Genomic DNA, 21,080 nt, shown 5'->3' on the forward strand with positions numbered 1-21,080 from the left:
CCGCCTGTTTCAATGGCCTCGCCGTGCCTTGGGTTGCAATTCGGTACTTCTTGCTGTTTTTGAGGCCACAAATAGGAACACAAGTATCCGTGGGAAAATACTATGACTAAAAAGGCATTGATTACCGGTATTACCGGGCAAGACGGATCATATCTGGCCGAATTTTTGCTGGAAAAAGGTTATGAAGTTCATGGGATTAAACGCCGGGCATCGTCTTTCAACACTCAGCGGATCGACCATATCTATCAGGACCCGCATGTGCCCAACCCCAAGCTGCATCTGCATTATGGGGATCTGAGCGACACTTCGAATCTGACGCGAATCATTCAGGAAGTTCAGCCTGACGAGGTTTACAATCTGGGCGCGCAGTCCCATGTGGCGGTCAGTTTCGAGTCGCCGGAATACACTGCGGATGTGGATGCAATCGGTACTCTGCGTCTGCTCGAAGCGATCCGTTTCCTGGGGCTGGAGAAAAAGACCCGCTTTTATCAGGCCTCGACCTCGGAACTTTATGGTTTGGTGCAGGAAATCCCGCAACGCGAGACGACCCCGTTCCACCCGCGTTCGCCTTATGCGGTGGCCAAGCTGTATTCCTACTGGATCACCGTGAATTATCGCGAAGCCTATGGCATGTATGCCTGCAACGGCATCCTCTTCAATCACGAAAGCCCGCGCCGCGGCGAAACCTTTGTGACGCGCAAGATCACGCGCGGTCTGGCGAACATCGCGCAGGGTTTGGAAGACTGCCTGTACATGGGCAATATCGACAGCCTGCGGGATTGGGGCCACGCGAAGGATTACGTGCGGATGCAGTGGCTGATGCTGCAACAGGACAATCCCGAGGATTTCGTGATCGCCACCGGCGTACAGTATTCGGTGCGCCAGTTCATCGAATGGTCTGCAGCGGAATTGGGCGTCTCGCTTGAGTTTTCAGGCGAGGGCGTCGACGAGATCGCGACCGTCAAATCCGTCGAAGGCGACAACGCGCCGGCCCTGAAGCCCGGAGATGTGATCATGCGCATCGACCCGCAATATTTCCGCCCGGCCGAGGTGGAAACCCTGCTGGGCGATCCGTCCAACGCAAAGACCAAGCTGGGCTGGGAACCGGAACTGACCGTGCAGGAAATGTGCGCCGAGATGGTTGTCGAGGATCTCAGGACCGCGAAACGTCATGCCCTGTTAAAAGAGCATGGTTATGAACTGCCGGTAAGTCTGGAAAACGGCTGAGGAGAGCGACATGCGCAAGATCTATGTGGCAGGTCACCGCGGCATGGTGGGTGGTGCGATCCTGCGTCGCCTGCGGGATCGTCAGGGGGCCGGCGAGCCGATTGAGCTGATCACCCGCACGCATTCCGAGCTGGACCTGACCGATCAGACCGCCGTGCGCGACTTCATGCAGGCCGAGCGCCCCGATGTGGTCATTCTGGCCGCTGCGAAAGTTGGCGGCATCCATGCGAACAATACCTACCCGGCGGATTTCATTTACGAAAACCTGATGATCGAGTGCAACGTGATCCATCAGGCCTTTGCCGCCGGGGTCAAACACCTGCTGCAACTTGGCAGTTCTTGCATCTATCCGCGCGCCGTCCCGCAGCCGATGCGGGAAGACGCTTTGCTGACCGGCGTTCTGGAGCCCACTAACGAGCCTTACGCCGTGGCCAAGATTGCCGGGATCAAACTGTGCGAAAGCTACAACCGTCAACACGGCGTCGACTACCGCTCGGTCATGCCGACCAACCTCTATGGTCCGGGCGACAATTTCCACCCGGAGAACAGCCATGTTCTGCCTGCCCTGATCCGCCGTTTCCACGAGGCGCGGCGCGACGGTCTGGACGAGGTGGTGATCTGGGGCACAGGTAAGCCGCGCCGCGAATTCCTGCATGTGGACGATATGGCCGAGGCATCGCTATTTGTGCTCGACCTGCCGCGCGACGTCTATGAGGCGAATACCCAACCGATGCTGAGCCATATCAACGTGGGTTGCGGTCAGGATGTCTCGATCGCAGAGCTTGCCGCTCTGGTGGCCGAAACAACCGGGTTCACCGGGCGCATCACGCAGGATGCCAGCAAACCGGATGGCACCATGCGCAAGCTGATGGATGTTTCCCGTCTGGCGGATATGGGCTGGCGCGCACGGGTCGGTCTCGCAGATGGTATCCGCGAAACCTATGCCTGGTTTCTGGAACAGGCCGACGCGGACCTGCGCGCCAGTTAACCGCCCGAACGCAGAGCCGGACGGCAGCAAAGCTCAGAACCAGCGGCCAATTGCCGTGGCCGTTGGTTGCAAGGCCGTTGCATCCGGCGCAGCCGCCAACACTTTGAAGGTCACCGCAGTCTCGGTCGGTGCATCGAAGCCGACGAACCGGGCGGCCGAGCCGCCGCTGCCGCTGACGGCGACCTCGGCGCCGGAGGCAAAGGCAATCGGGAAATCCCAGGACGCGGCGTCGCTGGCGAACATCGCCCCCTCTGCGATCGTGCAGCCCATTGCCGGCAACGTGGCCGTGCAGATCTGTGTTCCGTCTGCAAACCGGACATATGAACCGTTTGCCATGCTCCCCCGTTCGATCACTGCGCCAGTTGGCGTTCCGGCATTTTCGGTGACCGGTCCCAACACATTGCCCGGGCTATATCCGTAATCCGCCCGCATCAGGCGACCGGTGGTTGTATCGCTGGCGCTTTCCTGAATCGCCGAACCGCTCGCGGCTCCGGTTGCTGGATCAAAGCTCAGCGCCTCTGTCCAGCTACCGCCATCTGGCGAGACCTTGATGGAAAAGCCGGCGCCACCGGACAAACCCATTTCGGCATGTCCGGTCCAGTTGGACTGGAACAACAGCGAGGCCGTGTCGCCCACGCTGGCCTTGTTGATCTTCAGCTGGTGCCCGCCGCCATCATGGCTGAACAAGGTTGCCGGGGACCGGACCGACAGGCGGTTTGTACCGTCATAGCCTGTGGCAATCCCCAACCCTTCCAGATTCTGTGTCTCCACCGGGGGGGTGATCCAGGTATTGCCATCCCAGATCTTCATCTGCCCGGCACCTTCGTCCCATACGCGCCAGCCCGTGCCCGGCGTGACAAAGTGCCAGGCATTGTCCAGCCACGCTGCAAGCATTCGTCCTTGTCCCGCCCAGTCACCGGTTGGCGTGTCGCCAAGAGCATAAACCTCACCCTGATTCGGGACAGCGGGCGGGGTGGATGCGTTTGTCGCGGAAACGCTCATCTGAACGATCAGGTCCAGCTGACGCAGCGCCTCGTTATGCGTGACGTGTTTCTGGGCTTGCGAGGGTTGCAGAAAGGGCAGTTTCAAACGGGGCGAGTTTTGTGACACGGCGCGTCCTCCTGTGGCTGTCGGTCCGACACTTGCATTGCGCGCCACATTGCCGTGATGCCCATGAATCCGGTCTGACCGGGCCGAACGCCCGTGAAACTATTTCCTAATATGCACGCCGCACGTCACAAACGGGCACCCGCCAGCGGGTTGCCCGGTTTGATGTGTCATTGGTTGGGATGTGAGGAAACCCGCTGCCTACTGGGCCGCCTGGCCTGTGGCGACGATATCGTGCAGGTAGGTGTTCAGATCGTCGCGCAGGTCGGGCCGAGCAAGGGCAAACGCAACAGTGGCCTGAAGGAATCCGGACTTGGATCCGCAATCAAAGCGCTGGCCGTCGAACTTGTAGCCGAATACCGGAACGCCGTTGCCGATATCTTCGGCGATGGCGTCGGTCAGCTGGATTTCACCGCCGCTGCCCTTCTTCAACTGGTTGAGATTGTACAGCACCGAGGGGCCCAGCACGTAACGGCCGATGACGGCCAGATTTGACGGCGCTTCATTGGGTTCGGGTTTTTCGACCATGCCACGTGCGCGGACCACCGGGCCGATGTTCTCGCCCACATCCAGAACCCCGTACGAGCTGGTTTTGTCTGCGGGAACTTCCATGGCCGCAACCATGTTGCCGCCGGTGTCTTCATAGGCTTCGACCATCTGCTGAAGGCAGGGTTTATCCGCCGCAATGACATCGTCGGGCAGCATCACCGCGAAGGGTTCGTCACCGATCAGGCGGCGCGCGCACCAAACCGCGTGGCCCAGACCCAGCGCCTTGTGCTGACGGATATAGGCAATGGCACCGCTTTCCATATTGGTCGCGTTCAGCGTTTCCAGCAGCGCGTCTTTTCCCTTGGCTTTCAATTCCTGCTCAAGAACGAGGTTGTGGTCAAAATAGTCTTCCAGCGCGGATTTCCCGCGGGAGGTCACGAAGATGAACTCGGTAATACCGGCCGCGCGGGCTTCGTCGATGGCGTATTGAACCAACGGGCGGTCGACCAGGGTCATGATCTCTTTCGGGACCGATTTCGTTGCAGGCAGAAACCGGGTGCCCAGCCCCGCGACGGGGAAGATCGCCTTTGTGACCTTGCGTGCCATTTTACCTCTCAAGTCTTAAACTACGCGGGGTGGTCCTCGTGTACACTGGACCATCTCATAAGCCCTGCGGACCAAACAATCAACGGCGGCAGACATACGGATGTCGAACCGCAGGGATGGTGCCACCGGGGGGCAAAGATGTCAAAAGACCCGCTGTGGCGCGATTTCTTATCCGGATGCTCGGAGTGCAATCCGATGCCAATGAAAGACCCCGAAGCCGGATGGCGGCTTCGGGGTGCGGGCGTCAGGTCCGGGCCATGATCGCCTCAAGCGGGTCATGTTCGGCCACGAAATGATCGGGCTTAACTTCGCTCAGTTGTGGCACATAGTCCGTTTCACCAACGGACAGGCGGCTGGGCAGGAACCGCAGGGCCGCCTTGGGATCCAAAGGCGATGGCAGCTCGCCCGGCAGCTTTAGCCTCTGGCGGGTGCGTTCGACATCCGGATCGGGGATCGGCACGGCCGAGATCAGCGATTTTGTGTAAGGGTGGATCGGCTCGGAACAGATCACCTCACCATCACCCAGCTCGACGATCCGGCCCAGATACAGCACCATGATCCGGTTCGAAACCGCGCGCACAACCGACAGATCGTGGCTGATGAAAATCATCGACAGGCCAAACTCTTGTTGCAGTTCGCGCAACAGTTCCACGATTTGCGCCTGAATGGACACGTCCAGCGCCGACACCGCCTCGTCGCAGATGATCAGTTTGGGTTTGTTGATCATCGCACGTGCGATGCCCACCCTCTGGTTCTGACCACCGGACAACTCGTGCGGATAACGGTTAATCATGTTGGCCTTCAGACCGACCCGCTCCATCATCTCGGCGACCAGTTCCTTGCGTTCCCGCTCGGTCAGGTCCGGGCGGTAGGTCTTGAGCGGCTCTGCGATCGAGGCTGAAATCGTCATCCGCGGGTCAAGGCTGGCCAGCGGGTCCTGGAACACGATCTGCAGGTCCTTGCGGTACTTGTTGAGCTCGGCGCGTTTCAGGCCAACGATGGGATGGCCCAGCCAGCTGACATTGCCCGCGCTGGGTTCGATCAGCTGCAACACGGCCCTCGCCAGAGTGGACTTGCCGCAGCCGGATTCGCCCACGACCCCCAGCGTTTCGCCCTTACGGATGTCAAAACTGACACCGTCGACTGCCTTCAGGGGCACCTTGCGCCCGAACAATCCGCCCGAAACATGGATCGGGAAGTGCACCTTGACATCATCGACCCGCAGCAGCGGATCGTCGACCTTGTCGAGCGCCTTGGGCGCGTCGCCGGCGTCGATGCGCGGCATCGCTTCCAGCAGGGTGCGGGTGTATTCGTGCTTCGGCGTGCGGAAGATTTCGCGCGTGTCTCCGGCCTCGACGAACTGACCCAGACGCATGACCTGAATCCGGTCGCACATCCGCGCGACGACGCCCATGTCATGGGTAATCAGCGCGATTGCCGTGCCTTCATCCTTTTGCAGGCGCACCATCAGGTCCAAAATGTCAGCCTGAACGGTTACATCCAGCGCGGTGGTGGGTTCGTCCGCGATCAGCAGCTTGGGGTTACACAGCATTGACATGGCAATCATGACGCGTTGGCGCATCCCACCGGACAGTTCGTGCGGGTACTGATCCAGACGCCGCTTGGCTTCGGGGATACGCACACGATCCAGCCACTCAAGGCAGCGCGCCCGCGCAGCGGACCCCTGCAGCCCTTCGTGAACCTGCAGAACTTCCCGCATCTGCTGCCCGATCCGCAGATGCGGGGTCAGAGCGGTCAGCGGGTCTTGAAAGATCATACCGACATCGTCGCCGCGGATCTGGTTCAGCTTGTTGACCGGCAGGTTCAGAATTTCCTTGCCGTTCAGCATGGCCGAGCCCGCGGCCCGCCCGGCCGGCGGCAACAGCCCCATCGCGGCCATGAAGGTCTGGCTTTTGCCCGACCCGCTTTCGCCCACGATGCCCAGGCATTCACCCGGGTTGATGTCAAAGCTGATGCCTTTGACGGCCTCGACGACACCATCGGGGGTGTTGAACTGGACGCTTAGGTCCTTGACGGAAAACAAACTCATATCAGCGATCCTTCGGGTCCAGAGCGTCGCGCAGGCCATCGCCGATGAAGAACATCGTGATGATGATGGCGACGTAGAATGTCAGGGGGAACAGCAGCTGCCACAGGGTCCCGTAGCCCATTGTACCGGCACCCTCGGCGATCAGCCGCCCCAGCGAGGTGTAGGGTTCGGAAATCCCGAGGCCGAGGAACGAGATGAAGCTTTCGGTCAGGATCATCTCGGGCACCAGAAGCGAGGCGTAGACGATCACCACGCCCAGCAGGTTGGGCAGGATGTGGCGGTACATGATCGTAAACTCGCTGACACCGGCAGCGCGCGCGGCTTCGATGAATTCCCGGTTCTTCAGCGCCAGTGTCTGCCCTCTCACGATCCGGGACATCGTCAGCCAGCCAACGGCGCCCAGGGCAATGAAGAGCATAAAGAAGGACCGTCCCGCCACGACAAGAAGAAGGATGATGATCAGCGTCGCGGGGATCGCCAGCAGGATGTCGACAAAGCGCATCATCACGCTGTCGGTCCGGCCGCCGATATATCCGGCCGCGATTCCATAGCAGGTCCCGACGATCAGCGCCGTTGCGGCCCCGATCAGACCAACCAGCAGTGAGGTTGTGGTGGCCTGGATGACGCGGCTGTAAAGGTCGCGCCCAAGGTCATCGACACCGAAAAAGTGCCCGGATTCGACGGACGGCATGCCCATGCCGCGCACGTCGCCCATAACGTTCCAGTCGATCTCTTCGTTGGTCCAGACTGCGAAATACGGGCCAAAGATCGTGAACAGAACGATCAGACCTAGAACCAAGACGCTGGCCATTGCGGCCTTGTTGCGGACGAACCGCATCCGCGCGTCCTGCCAGAGTGAACGCCCCTGAACGGCCGTGAAGTCGGTGACGTCTTCGGCCAGTTGGGCGGCTTTTTGTGATTTACCAAGCATTGCCAGCCCCTCAGTAACGGATTTTCGGATCGAACCAGGCATAAGCCAGGTCGGTCAGCAGGTTCACGAGAACGGTCAGAACGCCGTAGAGGATCGTAACCCCCAGCAGAACGGCATAGTCACGCGACAGGGCAGAGCCCACATAGGCCTGACCCAGACCGCCGGTCGAGAAATAGATGTCCACGAAAACCGATCCGGTCAGGACGTAGACAAAGACCGGACCCAGATAAGATACGACGGGCAAAAGCGTCGGCTTTAGCGCGTGTCGCCAGATCACGGTTCTGGTTGGCAGCCCCTTGGCGCGCGCCGTGCGGATGAAGTTCGAGTTCAGAACCTCCAGCATCGACGAGCGCGTGATGCGCGCGATCGATCCCATATAGGACGTCGCCAGCGCAATCACCGGCATGATCAGATATTGCCACTGACCGCCGTTCCAGCCACCGCCGGGCAGCCATCCCAGCCACAGCGTGAAGGTCAGGATCAGGATCGGGCCCATGATGAAGTTCGGCAGCGCCTGCGCCGCGATCCCCAGACCCACGGCAAAATAGTCGATCCAGCTGTTGTGCTTGATCGCCGCGGCAATACCGAGCGCCACACCGACACCGGTTGCGACCAGGAAGGACAGCGAACCGTAAGTCAGCGAGATCGGGAAACCCTGCGCGATGATGTCATTTACATCCCGGTCCTTGAATTTGAAGGACGGGCCAAAGTCGAAATGCACGACGATGTTGTACAGGTAGTCCCAAAGCTGCTTCCAAAGCGGCTGGTCCAGCCCATAGCGCGCCTCGATATTGGCCAGAACCGCGGGCGGCAAGGGCCGTTCCGAGGTGAACGGGCCACCGGGTGCGAAGTGCATTAAAAAGAAACTTGCAACGATCAGCAAAAGGATCGTTGGGACGGCGATCAGCAGTCGCCGGATGATATAGGCAAGCATTCCATGCCCCCAATTATTGACTTTGCCCCGGAGAGAACTCCGGGGCAAAGCGTGATCAAAGGAAGATTACTCGGCGATTTTGTAGAGGTTCTTGGAGTACCAGTTCTGCTCTACGTTATTGACGGGCCAGTTCCCGACATCGCTGTCCATCATGTAGACACCAGCATAGTGGTAGATCGGGATAACAGGGGTCTCTTGCGCGATGATGCGCTCAACCTCGGTGTACAGAGGTGCGGCGTCGTCCGCAGTCTTGGCCTGGGCCAGCAGTTCATCAACCTTGGCGTTGTTGTACTTGCCGTCGTTATAGCCGGAATCCGACTGCAGCAGGTCCAGGAAGGTCGAGGCTTCGTTATAGTCGCCACACCATGCGCCACGAGCCAGATCGAAGTTCTGGTTGCCGCGCTCTTCCAGGAAAATCTTCCACTCCATGTTTGCCAGTTCGGCATTCACGCCCAGTTTCTGCTTCCACATCTGGCTCAGCGCCACGGCCACCTTCTTGTGCGCTTCCGAGGTGTTGTAGACCATCTCGAAGCTTAGCGGGTTGTCGGGGCCGTAACCTGCAGCAGCCAGCAGTTCCTTGGCCAGTTCGTCGCGTTCCTGCTGCGACATCGAGGCCATTTCAACTTCGGGAACGGTGAACCCGGCGGTTGCTTCAGGCGCGAAGGTATAAGCCTGCGGCTGACCACCTGCCATGATGTTCTCGGTGATAATCTTGCGGTCTACGGCTAGCGACAGCGCCTGACGCACGTTCGGGTCCTTGAAGGCCTCGGGGCCGCTGTCGGACATGTTGAACGTATAGTAATAGTTGCACAGACGTGGGAAGCTGATGGCCTCTTCGGGGTGCTCGCCCTGAAGACGCGGGAACTGGCCTGCGGGTACTTCGGTACGGTCCAGCTCACCGGCCAGATAGCGGGTCAGGGCGACGTTTTCATCGTTGATGACCAGCGCCACAACCTTTTCGATGATGGTGTTGTCGTTGTCCCAGTACATCTCGTTGCGCTCGCGGACCGAGCGTTCCTGCGGCAGATGCTCGGTCAGAACATAAGCGCCGTTCGAGACAATGTTTTCAGGCTTGGTCCAGGCGTCGCCGAACTCTTCGATTACTTTTTGCGGGGCAGGGAAGGTGGTGGAGTGCGTGGTCATCTGCGCGAAATACGGCAGCGGCGCGCTCAGCTTGACCTCAAGCGTACGGTCGTCGATGGCGGTCACACCCAGATCGTCGATCGGTTTGTCGCCCGCGATGATTTCCGAGGCGTTCTCGATCGACATCAGTTCCATGAACCACGCATAAGGCGAGGACAGGGCGGGATCGACGGCACGTTTCCAGGCAAAGACGAAATCACCTGCGGTGACCGGATCGCCATTCGACCACTTGGCATCTTCACGCAGAGTGAAGGTGTAGACGTCCTTGGTGTCGTTGGTGGTGAATCCGGTGGCGACGCCCGGAATCAGGTTGCCGTCCTCGTCCTGGTTCATCAGGCCTTCGAACAGGTCACGGACGATTTCCGCGCCGGATACGTCCTCAACAACCTGCGGGTCGACCGAGCTGTGTTCGTCCAGGATGCGGTAGGTAAAGGTCTGGTCATCCGCCAGCGCTTCGCCGGTTTCTGGATGGGTGCCAGCGGCAAAAGCGGCGCCGGTGATCATGGTCGAGGTCAGCAGACTCGCCAGAGACGTCCGAATGTACTTGTTCATATTTTTCTACTCCCGTTTTTTGAAGCGGCACAACACGCGCATCCCTACAGGATGGCGGGTTGCCACCATGTTTGTCCGACCCTGTACAAGACCGGGACTGGTTCGAATTTTGCTTTGTCAGATCGCAATGAACACCGCGTCGCAGTCTTTCGGTTTGCAGTCGGAAACGTGTTTGCGAAAGTCGCCTTTCACTGACGCAGAAGGTGGCACTATTTCAAAAAAGGTTAAAGCCTTTGGCTGCAAATTGAGCAACCGGAGGTGGATTGTGAATGAAACGAGGTCTGCGACAGAAATATTATGATGAAACTCTGGGACTTCGTGACATTTTCGTGAAAGCGGAACGCTGATTATTGACCGCCCTTTTCCGGGACCGTGTGCAGATTGCCTTAACGTCAGGGCGAATCGCTAACGAATCAGTTCCGCTTTCATGCGGGCTTCGGGGAAACAGGTCGCGGCGCGGCCGGTCGCCTGTTGCCAGCGTCCGATCGAGCGGCGGGTCTTGAACCCGGGCAACCCGTCGGCACCGCCGACATCATGGCCCTGCTGCTCCAATGCGCGCTGCATCGCTGCCACATCCGAGCGGTACAGATTGCCGACCTTGCCCCAGCGTCCGCTGAAATTGCCGACACCATATTGTATCCGATCCCCGACATGGCCCACGAACAGGGCGTACAGATCGCTTTTGTTGTAATCCTTGAGCACGTAGAAATTGGGCGTCACCACAAAGGCCGGGCCGTGTCGCCCGGCAGGCATCATCAGGTACCCTTCGCCTGTCATTTCATGTGCCGGAAAGGGCCTGCCGGAAACCCGTGCGATCCCCATCGCGGCCCAGTCCTGAACGGGCCTGCCCTGATCCGGCCCTTCCAGGGCACAAGAGACACTGGCCGGGACGTTCACTTCAAACCCCCAGTCCCGCCCCGTGATCCAGCCATGTTGCGCAAGGAAATTCCCGATCGAAGCGATAGTGTCGTCGGCTGAGGTCCAGATATCCGCCCGCCCGTCGCCGTTTCCATCGGCGGCATAGGCCAAAAAGTTCGAGGGCATGAATTGCGGCTGACCCAGCGCCCCGGCCCAGCTGCTTTTCAAAGCTCCGGGCGGGGCATGCCCGGCTTCGGCGATTTGTAGCGCGGCGATCAGCTCATCGGTGAAATACGCGGCGCGGGTGCTCATGAAACCTTTGGTCCCCAGCACCTGAAACGCATTATGGCGAATGGGAACCTGCCCATACCCGCTTTCGCGACCCCAGATAGCCAGAATGATCCGGGCCGGAACCCCGGTTTCCGCTTCCACGCGGCTCAGCGTGGGCGCATGGCGGTCCGCCATCTGACGGCCAACTGACGCCGCCCCCTGAACCGAACCTGCTTTGAAGTAGCGCCCCGGCGATCCGAACTCGGCCTGCTTTTGCTGCTTCGGGGTCTGTTTGGCCTGCCCCGGCGGGGCCAAATCCGGCAACTTCCAGTTGAGGCTAACACCCTCAAAAGCCTGCTGAAACGTGCGGCGGGATACGCCTCGTGTCTTGGCGCGCGGCCAGACAGTTTCCTGCAACCATGTCTGAAACTGCCGCTCGACTGCTACGCGGTCCTGCGCGGTTGCGCTTGTTGACAGCCACATCAGGCCAATGGCGAGAATGATCCAACGCATTTAAAAAAATGTCTCACCTGTCCCGGACCCCAAGTCAACCACAGGCCGTCTGCCTGATGCACGAAAGGTTGTTCGGATTCGGCACCGGACAATCACTGGTTTTGGAAAAACCCTTGAGAAATCTTATGACTCTGCCGATAGTTGGCCGAAAGCGATGGCATGAGAGGACGATCAGGCGTGGCCCCATACAGACGCTCAACTGTGTCACCGGTAATTCTGGTGGCCGCTGTGATCGTTGCCGCGTCAGCCCAGATGGCAGGGGCCAGCGACAGCTTCATGGAACCGCAGGGCCCGATAGCGACGATCCAGAAGACCCATCTTTTGCGTGCCACATTTCTGATCCTGATAGCCGTGGTTCCTGTCCTGGTTTTGGTGCCCCTGATCGCCCTGCGATACCGAAGACGCAAAGACGGCCACGCCGCCTACGAACCCAAATGGGATTTCTCGGCGAAGCTGGAATTTGTCATGTGGGGCGTGCCGGTTCTGATTGTCGCCATCCTGTCGTTCTATCTGTGGAAGGCAACGCATCGGCTGGACCCGTACGCGGCCACATTCGGCGAAATGCCGGCACTTCAGGTTCAGGTCGTCGGGCTGGATTGGAAATGGCTGTTCATCTATCCCGATCTGGGCATCGCAAGTGTGGGTGAACTGGGGATTCCGGTTAAACAGCAGGTGGCGATGACTCTGACGACCGACACGGTCATGCAGTCTTTCATGATCCCGGCACTGGCCGGTCAGATTTACGCCATGCCGGGTATGACCACGCAATTGCACGTTGTCGCCGACCGGCCCGAGACGATGCAGGGCGAAAACACGCAATATAATGGCCGGGGTTTCACCAAGCAGAAGTTCGAAACGCTGGCAATGCAGACCGAGGATTTCGATGCCTGGGTAGCCACGGTTCGCGCCAATGGCATTCCCCTGGATTCCGAGACTTATCGCACATTGGCAATGCGAACGGATCGGGATGAGGTACAGGCGGCGTTGGGAACAGCACAGATGCCGGACAACGCCCTGTATTTTACCTTGCAGGGCGGTGATCTGTTCCAATCCATCCTGCATCGGTATCACGGCGACCAACCTCTGCCGGCAGATCAACAGCCGGGCACCGCCGAATTCGGGCAGGAGGGCGCACAATGACCACCGCCGATTCCGGTTTTTTCGGGCGATTGAACTGGGATGCCTTCCCGATCGCCGGGCTGATCCAGACGCCAAACACCAATGAGATCGTTGCCAATGCCGCGGCGGCGGTTGTCATTATTGGCGTCATTGCCGTGGTGGGGGTGCTGACCTGGTTCCGGCTGTGGGGGCCGCTGTGGCGCGATTGGCTGACCAGCGCGGATCACAAGAAAATCGGCATCATGTATATCGTCTTTGCTATCGTCATGCTGGCACGCGGTGTGTTGGAAGGCGTCGTCATGCGCGCCCAGCAGGCAGCAGGGCCCGGCGACGGTTTTCTTGAGGCCGAGCATTTTGCCGAGCTGTTCAGCACCCACGGTACGATCATGGTGTTCTTTGTTGCGGTGCCTTTTGTGTTCGGCGTGGCGAATTTCCTGATCCCGCTGATGATCGGCGCCCGCGATGTGGCCTTTCCGGTGATGAACCAGATCAGCCTTGGCCTGACGGTTTCGGCCGGGATGATGCTGATGGTGTCTTTGGTCGTCGGAGAGTTTTCGACCGGCGGCTGGACTGCCTACCCGCCATATACCGGTGCGGCGTTCAATCCCGGCGTGGGGCCGGACTACTGGATTTGGGCCATTGTCGTATCAGGTATCGGCACGACGCTGACGGGGATCAACTTTGCCGTCACGATCTACAAGCTGCGCGCGCCCGGCATGAAGTTCATGCGGCTGCCGATGTATTGCTGGACAATCATCTGCAGCTCGATCCTGATCGTCTTTGCAATGCCGCCGCTTGGGGTCGCGGCGCTGATGCTGGCCGCTGACCGGTACCTGGATTTCCACTTTTTCACCAATGATCTGGGCGGCAACATGATGAACTATGCCAACCTGTTCTGGCTGTTCGGCCACCCCGAGGTCTACCTGCTGGTTCTGCCCGCCTATGGCATCTATTCCGAAGTGTTCGCCACGTTCTCGGCCAAGCGGCTATACGGTTACAATTCGCTGGTCATAGCGACGATGTCGATCGCGGTCCTGTCCTTTACCGTCTGGCTGCACCATTTCTTCACCATGGGGCAAAGCGCCCTGATCAACGCGGTATTCGGCATTGCCACCATGCTGATCGCCATCCCCACCGGGGTAAAGGTCTATGACTGGATGGCGACGCTATTTCGCGGGCGCATCCGGTTCTCGGTGCCGATGCTGTACGGTCTGGCCTTTTTGATGCTGTTTGTCATCGGCGGCCTGTCCGGCGTGATCCTTGCCAACCCGACGGTCGATTACCAGGTGCATAACACGCTGTTTCTGGTTGCCCATTTCCACAACGTATTGCTGCCTGGTGTGCTGTTCGGCCTGCTGGCCGGGTACAATTACTGGTTCCCCAAGGCTTTCGGTTTCCGTCTGAACGAGTTTTGGGGGCGGGTGACGGTCGTGTTGTGGACCGTCGGCTTCATGCTGACCTTCCTGCCGCTGTATTTCGTGGGGCTGATGGGGATGCCCCGCCGATCCTTCAGTTGGGAAGACCCAAGCTTCCACCCATATATGATCGTCGCGGTGTTGGGCGCGCTGGTCATCCTTGCGGCGCTGTTGTCGGTCATTGTCCAACTGTGGGTCAGCATCCGTGAGCGTGACAAGACCCGCGTTCCGGTCGGTGATCCCTGGGACGCGCGCACGTTGGAATGGTCGATCCCCGCTCCGCCGCCGCCCTATAACTTCGCGGTCATCCCAAACGTGACGGACCGGGACAACTTTGCCGCTGCCAAGGAACGCGGAGACGCATATCCAAAGCCGGACGCCTATGAAGACATCGCGATGCCCCGCAATACGGGGATCGGGTTCATCCTCTGCGTGCTCAGCGGTGTCTGGATGTTCGCGTTGGTTTGGTGGATCTGGTGGCTGGCGGCGTTGATGACTGTTGCGATGCTCCTGTCTTTCATTCTCTGGACCTTCAAAACCGACACCGAAGAGGTCATTCCGGCCGAAGAAGTGCGCAGACAGCACGAGGCCTGGCTTGATCTGGTCCACACATCCACGCCCGTTGACCGCGACCACGAAACCGCGCCCGAAAACCGCGGGCTGGCCCGCCCGGATTTGGAGGCCACGACATGAAACGCGCGCCCACGCACAGCTATCCGGGGCTAAACCTTGGGCGGCGTCACGCCAGCGCCCACAAGGCCACCGAGGTCGTCACCTTTGGCTTCTGGGTCTTTTTGATGAGCGATCTGGTCTATTTCGGCCTGATGTTCGCCATCTACATCACCATGATCGACGCGCAGGCGGGCGGGCCCGGTCCGCATGAGTTGTTCGACCTGACAAGCATATTCGCGCAGACAATGATCCTGCTGACCAGCAGCCTGACGGTCGGGCTGGCGATGCTGGCGTTGAAATACAACCTGCCGAGGACCCGGATCGTGCTGTGGTTCTGCGTAACGCTGGTGCTGGGGCTCAGCTTTCTGTTTCTGGAAATCCGGGACTTCATGGCGATGGCGGAAAAAGGCGGTGTACCGCAGCGCAGTGGGTTCCTGTCCGCCTTTTACGGGCTGGTGCCGCTGCATGGCTTGCACGTGGCGGCGGGCTGTGTGTGGCTGATCGTGCTGGGCATTCAATTGCGCATGTTTGGTCTGACCGATCTGCTGATGTCGCGTGTGGTGCGGCTGGCTCTGTTCTGGCACTTCCTTGATCTGATCTGGATCGGCATCATCACCATCGTTTATTTCGGAGGGCTGACCTATGGATAAGCGCAGCGAGATGCACCGCCGCGAAAGGCGCCGCTATGTGATCGGCTATGGCGGATCGCTGCTGCTGACGCTGGCGGTATTTGCCATCGCGCACAGGTTTGGGATCGAAACCAGAGGTGTCTACCTGTCCATCGGCCTTCTTGGACTGGCACAGCTGGTCGTTCAGCTGGTCTATTTCCTGCATATCGACCGCCGTCGCAGCAGCCGCGAGGATCTGGACCTTGTTCTGTTTTCGACACTCGTCCTGCTGATCATCATACTGGGGACGGTTTGGATCATGGGCAACCTTGCGGTGCGGATGCATACCTACCCGATGTAAAGACGGACCCTACGAGCAGCGAAGAGCCCAGACATTGAAATCCGTGATAACGGTCATCGTTGCAGCAAAGGCCCGGTGCCATCGCCTTAGCTCATCAGGGCAAGACCCAGCCACAGCGCTGCCCAACACAGGATCAGGCTTAACAGGATATTGCCGGCAGCCAGTGCAATCGTGCGGTCGCGCCTCAGTTCCAGCGATTGAAAGGCAAAGCTGGAAAACGTGGTGAACCCGCCGCAAAACCCAAAAACCAGCCGCCTTTCTTCCTCGCCCATGTCCACCGGTCCGCCGAGGTAACCAATCCACAAACCCAGCAGCAGACTGCCCAGAACATTCACGATCAAGGTCGACAAGGGCAGGTCATGACGGACCCGCAGTGCCATCCAGTGACGCAACACGGCACCAAGGCCGCCGCCCAGCCCAAACATGGCGTGCAGGTAAAGCTCGTTCATTCCCGCGACCTCGCGGAATGAAAACGCCGCCCGATTGTTTCGCCCAGAATTGCGGCGGCGAGGCCAAAGACGATTTCCAATGTGGCGGCGGAAACTGCGGCCCACGGGCTGGACATGGCCATACGCTCAAGCTCGGCAACAAAGGACGAAAAGGTAGACAATCCGCCGCAGAACCCCACGGCCCCGAGGTGCAGAACATGGGCATGAACGCGGTGCCGGATGGAATACAGCCAGCCGAGGATAAAGCACGCGACGACGTTGATGCCGAATGTCGCTGTGAATATTGCGGTGCCGGGAAGGCTCGTCGAAAACACCTCGCGCAGCAGCGAACCGGCTGCACCGCCGACGAAAACGGCCAGGAACATAACGGCAGTGGTCCGGACTGCGGTTCGGGTCTTTGTCACGGCCAATGGTCCTGCCCAAATTCACCTCTGACCGGGGATACCGATTGACGCCGCGGGGATCAACCGCCGCCAAAGGCTTTGCCAATTTCACAAAACCGCCCGATCGCGTGAGGCCAGGCACAAACGCTTGCAATCAAAAGCCGACTTGTACCACGGTTGGCCTTGGGCAACCCTGTCTGAACAAACCGGGCCGGCGCCACATTGGGAGAGCACGAATGATTGTACGCAGACTCTATTACATCCTGAGTTACGTTTGCCTGCCGCTGACTCTGCTTTGGGGGTTCTTCTGGCCGCCCGCCCACTGGTTGCTGGTATTTCTGATCCCGTACGCCATAGTCGGCCTGTATGACATGCTGACGACCAAACATAACGTACTGAACAACTATCCGGTGCTGGGTCACTTCCGCTATATGCTGGAATTCGTCAGCCCGGAAATCCGGCAGTATTTCGTGGAAACCAATGAAAGCGGCCGCCCGTTCAACCGGATCATTCGCGGGTTGGTTTACTCCCGCGCCAAAGGGCAGGTGGACACGCAGGCCTTTGGAACACAATACGACATCATGACGGTTGGCTATCACCGCGCCAATCATTCGCTTGCGCCAAAAGATGTGCCGGAAAGCGAAGAGCGGGTCATGTTGGGCGGTCCGCAATGTTCCAAACCCTACAACGCCTCGCGCCTGAACGTGTCGGCGATGAGTTTCGGCGCGCTCAGCGCCAACGCGATCCGGGCGCTGAACGGCGGTGCAAAGGATGGGGGATTTGCGCATAACACCGGCGAAGGAGGTCTGTCGCCGCACCATCTGGCCGAAGGCGGCGACATCATCTGGCAGATCGGCACCGGCTATTTTGGATGCCGCACGCCCGAGGGCGGGTTTGACACGGAAATGTTCGCCGAAAAGGCAAAAAAGGACGTGGTCAAAGCGATCGAGATCAAGCTGTCACAGGGTGCCAAACCCTCGCACGGCGGGGTGCTGCCCGCGGCCAAGGTGGACAAGGAAATCGCAGAGATCCGCGGCGTCCCGGAACATCAGGACGTGATTTCCCCGCCCATTCATTCGGCCTTTGAGGGCCCGACGGGATTGATGCATTTTTTGCAGCATCTGCGGGAGATGTCGGATGGTAAACCCGTCGGCTTCAAACTGTGCATCGGCAGACCGTCGGAATTCATGGCAATCTGCAAGGCAATGCTGGAGACGGAAATCCTGCCGGACTTCATCACCATCGACGGGTCCGAAGGGGGCACGGGCGCGGCCCCGGTGGAATTTACGAACCGGCTGGGGATGCCGCTGAACGAGGCTTTGATATTCGTCAATAATTGTCTGCGCGGCGTGGGTCTGCGGGACAAGATCCGGATCATCTGTTCGGGTAAGGTGGCCACCGGGTATGACATGGTTGAGAAATTCGCCCTTGGGGCCGATATGTGCAATGCGGCGCGGGCAATGATGTTTGCGGTGGGCTGCATTCAGGCCTTGCACTGCAACACCAACCGATGCCCGTCTGGGGTGGCCACACAGGATCCGATCCGGGGGCGGGCCGTTAACATTCCGCAAAAACGTCAGCGGGTGCGCCGTTTCCACGACGCCACGCTGGAAAGCTTTCGCGAGCTTCTGGGTGCCATGGGCAAAGAAAGGGTGGCAGACCTGCGCCCCGCCGATATCCGTCGCCGCACGGCGGATGAACGCGAAAGATCTTATGCCGAGCTTTATACTTTCATAGACGAGGGCGCTCTGCTGTCCGAGGCGATCCCGAACGGCTTTGCGGCAGACTGGCAAATGGCATCGGCCGCGCATTTCTGAAATTTTTTTGTTCCTCCGCCAAGGATTGACAGTTTTGATCCGTCTTACCCATCGTGATGCGCATGACTACATCGGATGAGGATTTGGCAAAGGCCGCCGCGAAAGGGGACGCTGATGCGTTTGCCGCCCTGTTGGCACGGCATTATGACCGCGTCTTTCGCCTGTCTTTCCGTCTGACAGGACGGGCGGATCAGGCCGAGGACCTGACGCAGGACATATGTGCGGCCCTGCCCGCGAAAATTGCCGGGTTTCGGGCACAGGCCCGGTTTACCACCTGGCTGTACCGTGTGGTTGTGAATGCCGCCGAAGACGCACGCCGTCGTCAGGCCAGCCACAGCCGCGCAGCGGCAGGGTGGGGCGACATCGAACAGATGCGCCGGGCCGAAGCAGCCGAAACCGCGGAAGCCGTCGATTGGCTGCAGCGCGCCATGCGGTCCCTGCCACAAGAATTGCAGGACACGCTGGCGCTGACACTGGAAGACGAGATGACCCACGCCCAGGCCGCCGAGGTGCTGGGCGTGTCCGAGGGCACAGTGTCGTGGCGCATGTCGGACATCCGCAAGCGCCTGCGCGCCCTTCGGCAAGAGGAACTGGCAGAATGACAGACGATCTTGAACACCTCAAAAGGCTGATGGAGGATGCAACCCCACCTCCGAACGCGCAGCGCCGGGCCGAAAATCTGGAACTGGCGCAGAAAAATTTCTCGCACAGCCAAGAATTGCCGCACGCCATGCGTCCGACTGTCAAGCGAGGCCCACTGGCCCGCCTGACAGAAGGAGCGAAGTCCATGTTGAATGCCCTCTCACACCGCGGTGCCCTGACCGCGACAACTGCAATCGCCGCCGTGGCGCTGGTGATGATCGTACCACAGACACGCGATTATGTGATGGACCCGACGCAGGTAAGTGACAGTCAGCGGCAAACGCAGATCGCCGAACTGGACGATGAGGCTGCCTCAGCGGATCTATACGAAGGAAATCTGGAGGAGCCGGTCGTCGAAGCTCCAGTTGTCGTGGAAGAACAGGCGGTGCCCGAACTTAAACGCCGTCTCGGGTTTGCGGCACAAAGTCAAAGTTCCGACCTGTTTGGATTGACAGAAAGCGCGCCTCTTGCCGCGTCCCCGGCAACCGAACCTGCGATCAGCAATCTTCTTACTCGGGAGTCCGGTGATCGCCAGGAAATTCAAACTGAAACCGAGGATTTCGCCAACGCGGACACCAATCCGCTAAAGGTCACAAGCGAAGACCCGGTTTCGACATTTTCGATAGACGTCGACACGGCTTCGTATTCGATTGTCCGGTCGTCACTGATGCGCGGTCAACTGCCGCCGAAAGATGCGGTGCGAGTTGAAGAGATGGTGAACTATTTCCCCTATTCCTATCCCGCGCCCGACGGGGCCGCGCCCTTCCGCCCGTCGATCACCGTGACACCCACACCGTGGAACGAAGGCACGCAGCTTGTCCATATTGGGGTGCAGGGTGCGTTGCCGCAGATCGAGAACCGCCCACCTCTGAACCTGGTCTTTCTGATCGACACGTCCGGGTCCATGCAGGATGCGAACAAATTGCCCCTGCTAAAGCAGTCCTTCCGCCTGCTGCTGTCGGAATTGCGACCCGAAGATCAGGTCTCGATCGTGACCTATGCGGGCAGCGCCGGGCAGGTGCTGGAGCCGACGGCGGCTTCGGAGCGGAGCAAGATCCTGACATCTCTGGACCAGTTGGAAGCAGGCGGCTCGACAGCGGGGCAGGCCGGGCTGCAGCAGGCTTACCAGGTTGCCGAAGGGATGTCCGGGGACGGAGAGGTGACACGTGTGATCCTGGCCACGGATGGCGATTTCAACGTGGGACTGTCCGACGCCGAAGCGCTGAAAGACTTCATCGCAGGAAAGCGCGACAGTGGCACGTTTCTGAGCGTCCTGGGCTTTGGCCGGGGCAATCTGGACGACGCGACCATGCAGGCGCTGGCGCAGAACGGCAACGGGCAGGCCGCCTATATCGACACGCTGAGCGAGGCGCGCAAGGTGCTGGTCGATCAACTGACCGGGGCGCTGTTTCCGATTGCCAATGACGTCAAGATTCAGATCGAATTCAATCCGGCGCGGATCGCCGAATACCGCCTGATCGGGTATGAGACCCGGGCCCTTCGGCGAGAAGATTTTGCGAATGACAAGGTGGATGCCGGTGATATCGGCGCCGGCCACTCGGTGACGGCAATTTACGAAGTTACCCCGGTGGGATCGGATGCGATCCGAAATGGTCCGCTGCGCTATGCCGAACAGGCGGTATCCGAGGGAACGGATGAAATTGGCTTCTTCAAACTGCGCTACAAGACGCCCGGCGCGTCCGATAGCCAGTTGATTGAACAGCCGATTTTGCCCGGGCAGGGGCGCGTTACCGGAGAAGTCCAATTTTCCTATGCCATTGCCGGGTTCGGTCAGTTGCTGCGTGGCGGCGATTACCTGGGTTCGTGGTCCTATGCAGACGCAATAGAACTCGCCAATTCTTCAAAGGGCGACGACCCGTTTGGATATCGGGCCGAAGCGGTCACGCTGATGAGGCTGGCCGAAACGCTGACCCGCTGACAGGTTC

18 protein-coding genes are annotated in these 21,080 nt (G+C 59.5%); 9 read left to right on the forward strand and 9 right to left on the reverse strand.

The genetic code is table 11. The features are described 5' to 3' along the window. Window positions 1-102: 102 nt before the first annotated feature. Window positions 103-1,227 carry a GDP-mannose 4,6-dehydratase gene (gmd, locus tag ACXAC3_RS21305; protein ID WP_475164646.1) on the forward strand — a complete coding sequence of 375 codons (1,125 nt, stop codon included), beginning with the start codon at window positions 103-105 and terminating at the stop codon, window positions 1,225-1,227. A 10-nt stretch (window positions 1,228-1,237) separates the two neighbouring features. Continuing rightward, window positions 1,238-2,215: a GDP-L-fucose synthase gene (fcl, locus tag ACXAC3_RS21310; protein WP_475164649.1), complete on the forward strand. Its 978-nt coding sequence runs from the start codon at window positions 1,238-1,240 to the stop codon at window positions 2,213-2,215. 33 nt (window positions 2,216-2,248) lie between these two features. Here the strand turns inward: fcl and ACXAC3_RS21315 are convergent, their stop codons facing one another. From ACXAC3_RS21315 to ACXAC3_RS21345, 7 genes are all read right to left on the reverse strand, one after another. Next, window positions 2,249-3,325 carry a DUF2793 domain-containing protein gene (locus ACXAC3_RS21315; RefSeq protein WP_475164651.1) on the reverse strand — a complete coding sequence of 359 codons (1,077 nt, stop codon included), beginning with the start codon at window positions 3,323-3,325 and terminating at the stop codon, window positions 2,249-2,251. Between the two features lie 198 nt (window positions 3,326-3,523). After that, window positions 3,524-4,417 (reverse strand): UTP--glucose-1-phosphate uridylyltransferase, encoded by an 894-nt coding sequence (locus ACXAC3_RS21320; protein WP_475164654.1) that lies wholly within the window; start codon window positions 4,415-4,417, stop codon window positions 3,524-3,526. A 244-nt stretch (window positions 4,418-4,661) separates the two neighbouring features. Continuing rightward, complete coding sequence (locus ACXAC3_RS21325) at window positions 4,662-6,467, reverse strand: ABC transporter ATP-binding protein (RefSeq protein WP_475164657.1); 1,806 nt, start codon at window positions 6,465-6,467, stop codon at window positions 4,662-4,664. 1 nt (window position 6,468) lies between these two features. Beyond that, entirely contained in the window at window positions 6,469-7,398 is a 930-nt protein-coding gene (locus tag ACXAC3_RS21330) for an ABC transporter permease subunit (RefSeq protein WP_475164659.1), read from the reverse strand. A 10-nt stretch (window positions 7,399-7,408) separates the two neighbouring features. Then, window positions 7,409-8,332 carry an oligopeptide ABC transporter permease OppB gene (gene oppB, locus ACXAC3_RS21335; protein WP_475164661.1) on the reverse strand — a complete coding sequence of 308 codons (924 nt, stop codon included), beginning with the start codon at window positions 8,330-8,332 and terminating at the stop codon, window positions 7,409-7,411. Window positions 8,333-8,398: 66 nt separating this feature from the next. Beyond that, on the reverse strand, window positions 8,399-10,027 hold the full coding sequence (locus tag ACXAC3_RS21340) for a peptide ABC transporter substrate-binding protein (RefSeq protein ID WP_475164662.1): 1,629 nt from the start codon (window positions 10,025-10,027) through the stop codon (window positions 8,399-8,401). 405 nt (window positions 10,028-10,432) lie between these two features. Then, complete coding sequence (locus ACXAC3_RS21345; RefSeq protein WP_475164665.1) at window positions 10,433-11,668, reverse strand: lytic murein transglycosylase; 1,236 nt, start codon at window positions 11,666-11,668, stop codon at window positions 10,433-10,435. Window positions 11,669-11,845: 177 nt separating this feature from the next. Here ACXAC3_RS21345 and ACXAC3_RS21350 point away from each other — a divergent pair, with 177 nt between their 5' ends. The 4 genes from ACXAC3_RS21350 to ACXAC3_RS21365 are packed head-to-tail and all read left to right on the forward strand — an operon-like array spanning window position 11,846 to window position 15,843. Further along, window positions 11,846-12,808 carry a cytochrome ubiquinol oxidase subunit II family protein gene (locus tag ACXAC3_RS21350; protein WP_475164666.1) on the forward strand — a complete coding sequence of 321 codons (963 nt, stop codon included), beginning with the start codon at window positions 11,846-11,848 and terminating at the stop codon, window positions 12,806-12,808. Further along, complete coding sequence (locus ACXAC3_RS21355; RefSeq protein WP_475164668.1) at window positions 12,805-14,895, forward strand: cbb3-type cytochrome c oxidase subunit I; 2,091 nt, start codon at window positions 12,805-12,807, stop codon at window positions 14,893-14,895. Before ACXAC3_RS21350 ends, ACXAC3_RS21355 begins: the two co-directional genes overlap by 4 nt. Beyond that, the gene (locus tag ACXAC3_RS21360; RefSeq protein ID WP_475164670.1) at window positions 14,892-15,524 is read left to right on the forward strand and encodes a cytochrome c oxidase subunit 3; all 633 of its coding nucleotides are present in this window, start codon (window positions 14,892-14,894) and stop codon (window positions 15,522-15,524) included. The genes ACXAC3_RS21355 and ACXAC3_RS21360 overlap by 4 nt, the downstream gene beginning before the upstream one ends. Then, window positions 15,517-15,843, forward strand: a complete 327-nt coding sequence (locus tag ACXAC3_RS21365) for a cytochrome o ubiquinol oxidase subunit IV (RefSeq protein ID WP_475164671.1) — start codon at window positions 15,517-15,519, stop codon at window positions 15,841-15,843. The genes ACXAC3_RS21360 and ACXAC3_RS21365 overlap by 8 nt, the downstream gene beginning before the upstream one ends. Window positions 15,844-15,929: 86 nt before the next feature. Here the strand turns inward: ACXAC3_RS21365 and ACXAC3_RS21370 are convergent, their stop codons facing one another. Then, on the reverse strand, window positions 15,930-16,292 hold the full coding sequence (locus tag ACXAC3_RS21370) for a fluoride efflux transporter FluC (protein WP_475164673.1): 363 nt from the start codon (window positions 16,290-16,292) through the stop codon (window positions 15,930-15,932). Then, complete coding sequence (locus ACXAC3_RS21375) at window positions 16,289-16,696, reverse strand: fluoride efflux transporter FluC (protein WP_475164674.1); 408 nt, start codon at window positions 16,694-16,696, stop codon at window positions 16,289-16,291. Before ACXAC3_RS21375 ends, ACXAC3_RS21370 begins: the two co-directional genes overlap by 4 nt. A gap of 215 nt (window positions 16,697-16,911) precedes the next feature. On the opposite strand from ACXAC3_RS21375, the gene ACXAC3_RS21380 reads away from it, so the two are divergent. From ACXAC3_RS21380 to ACXAC3_RS21390, 3 genes are all read left to right on the forward strand, one after another. Continuing rightward, the gene (locus tag ACXAC3_RS21380) at window positions 16,912-18,492 is read left to right on the forward strand and encodes an FMN-binding glutamate synthase family protein (protein ID WP_475164676.1); all 1,581 of its coding nucleotides are present in this window, start codon (window positions 16,912-16,914) and stop codon (window positions 18,490-18,492) included. A gap of 62 nt (window positions 18,493-18,554) precedes the next feature. After that, window positions 18,555-19,094, forward strand: a complete 540-nt coding sequence (locus ACXAC3_RS21385; RefSeq protein ID WP_475164678.1) for an RNA polymerase sigma factor — start codon at window positions 18,555-18,557, stop codon at window positions 19,092-19,094. Further along, the gene (locus ACXAC3_RS21390; protein WP_475164681.1) at window positions 19,091-21,073 is read left to right on the forward strand and encodes a vWA domain-containing protein; all 1,983 of its coding nucleotides are present in this window, start codon (window positions 19,091-19,093) and stop codon (window positions 21,071-21,073) included. The genes ACXAC3_RS21385 and ACXAC3_RS21390 overlap by 4 nt, the downstream gene beginning before the upstream one ends. Window positions 21,074-21,080 lie beyond the last annotated feature (7 nt).

Source organism: Ruegeria sp. ABV4_181 (genome assembly GCF_056158465.1).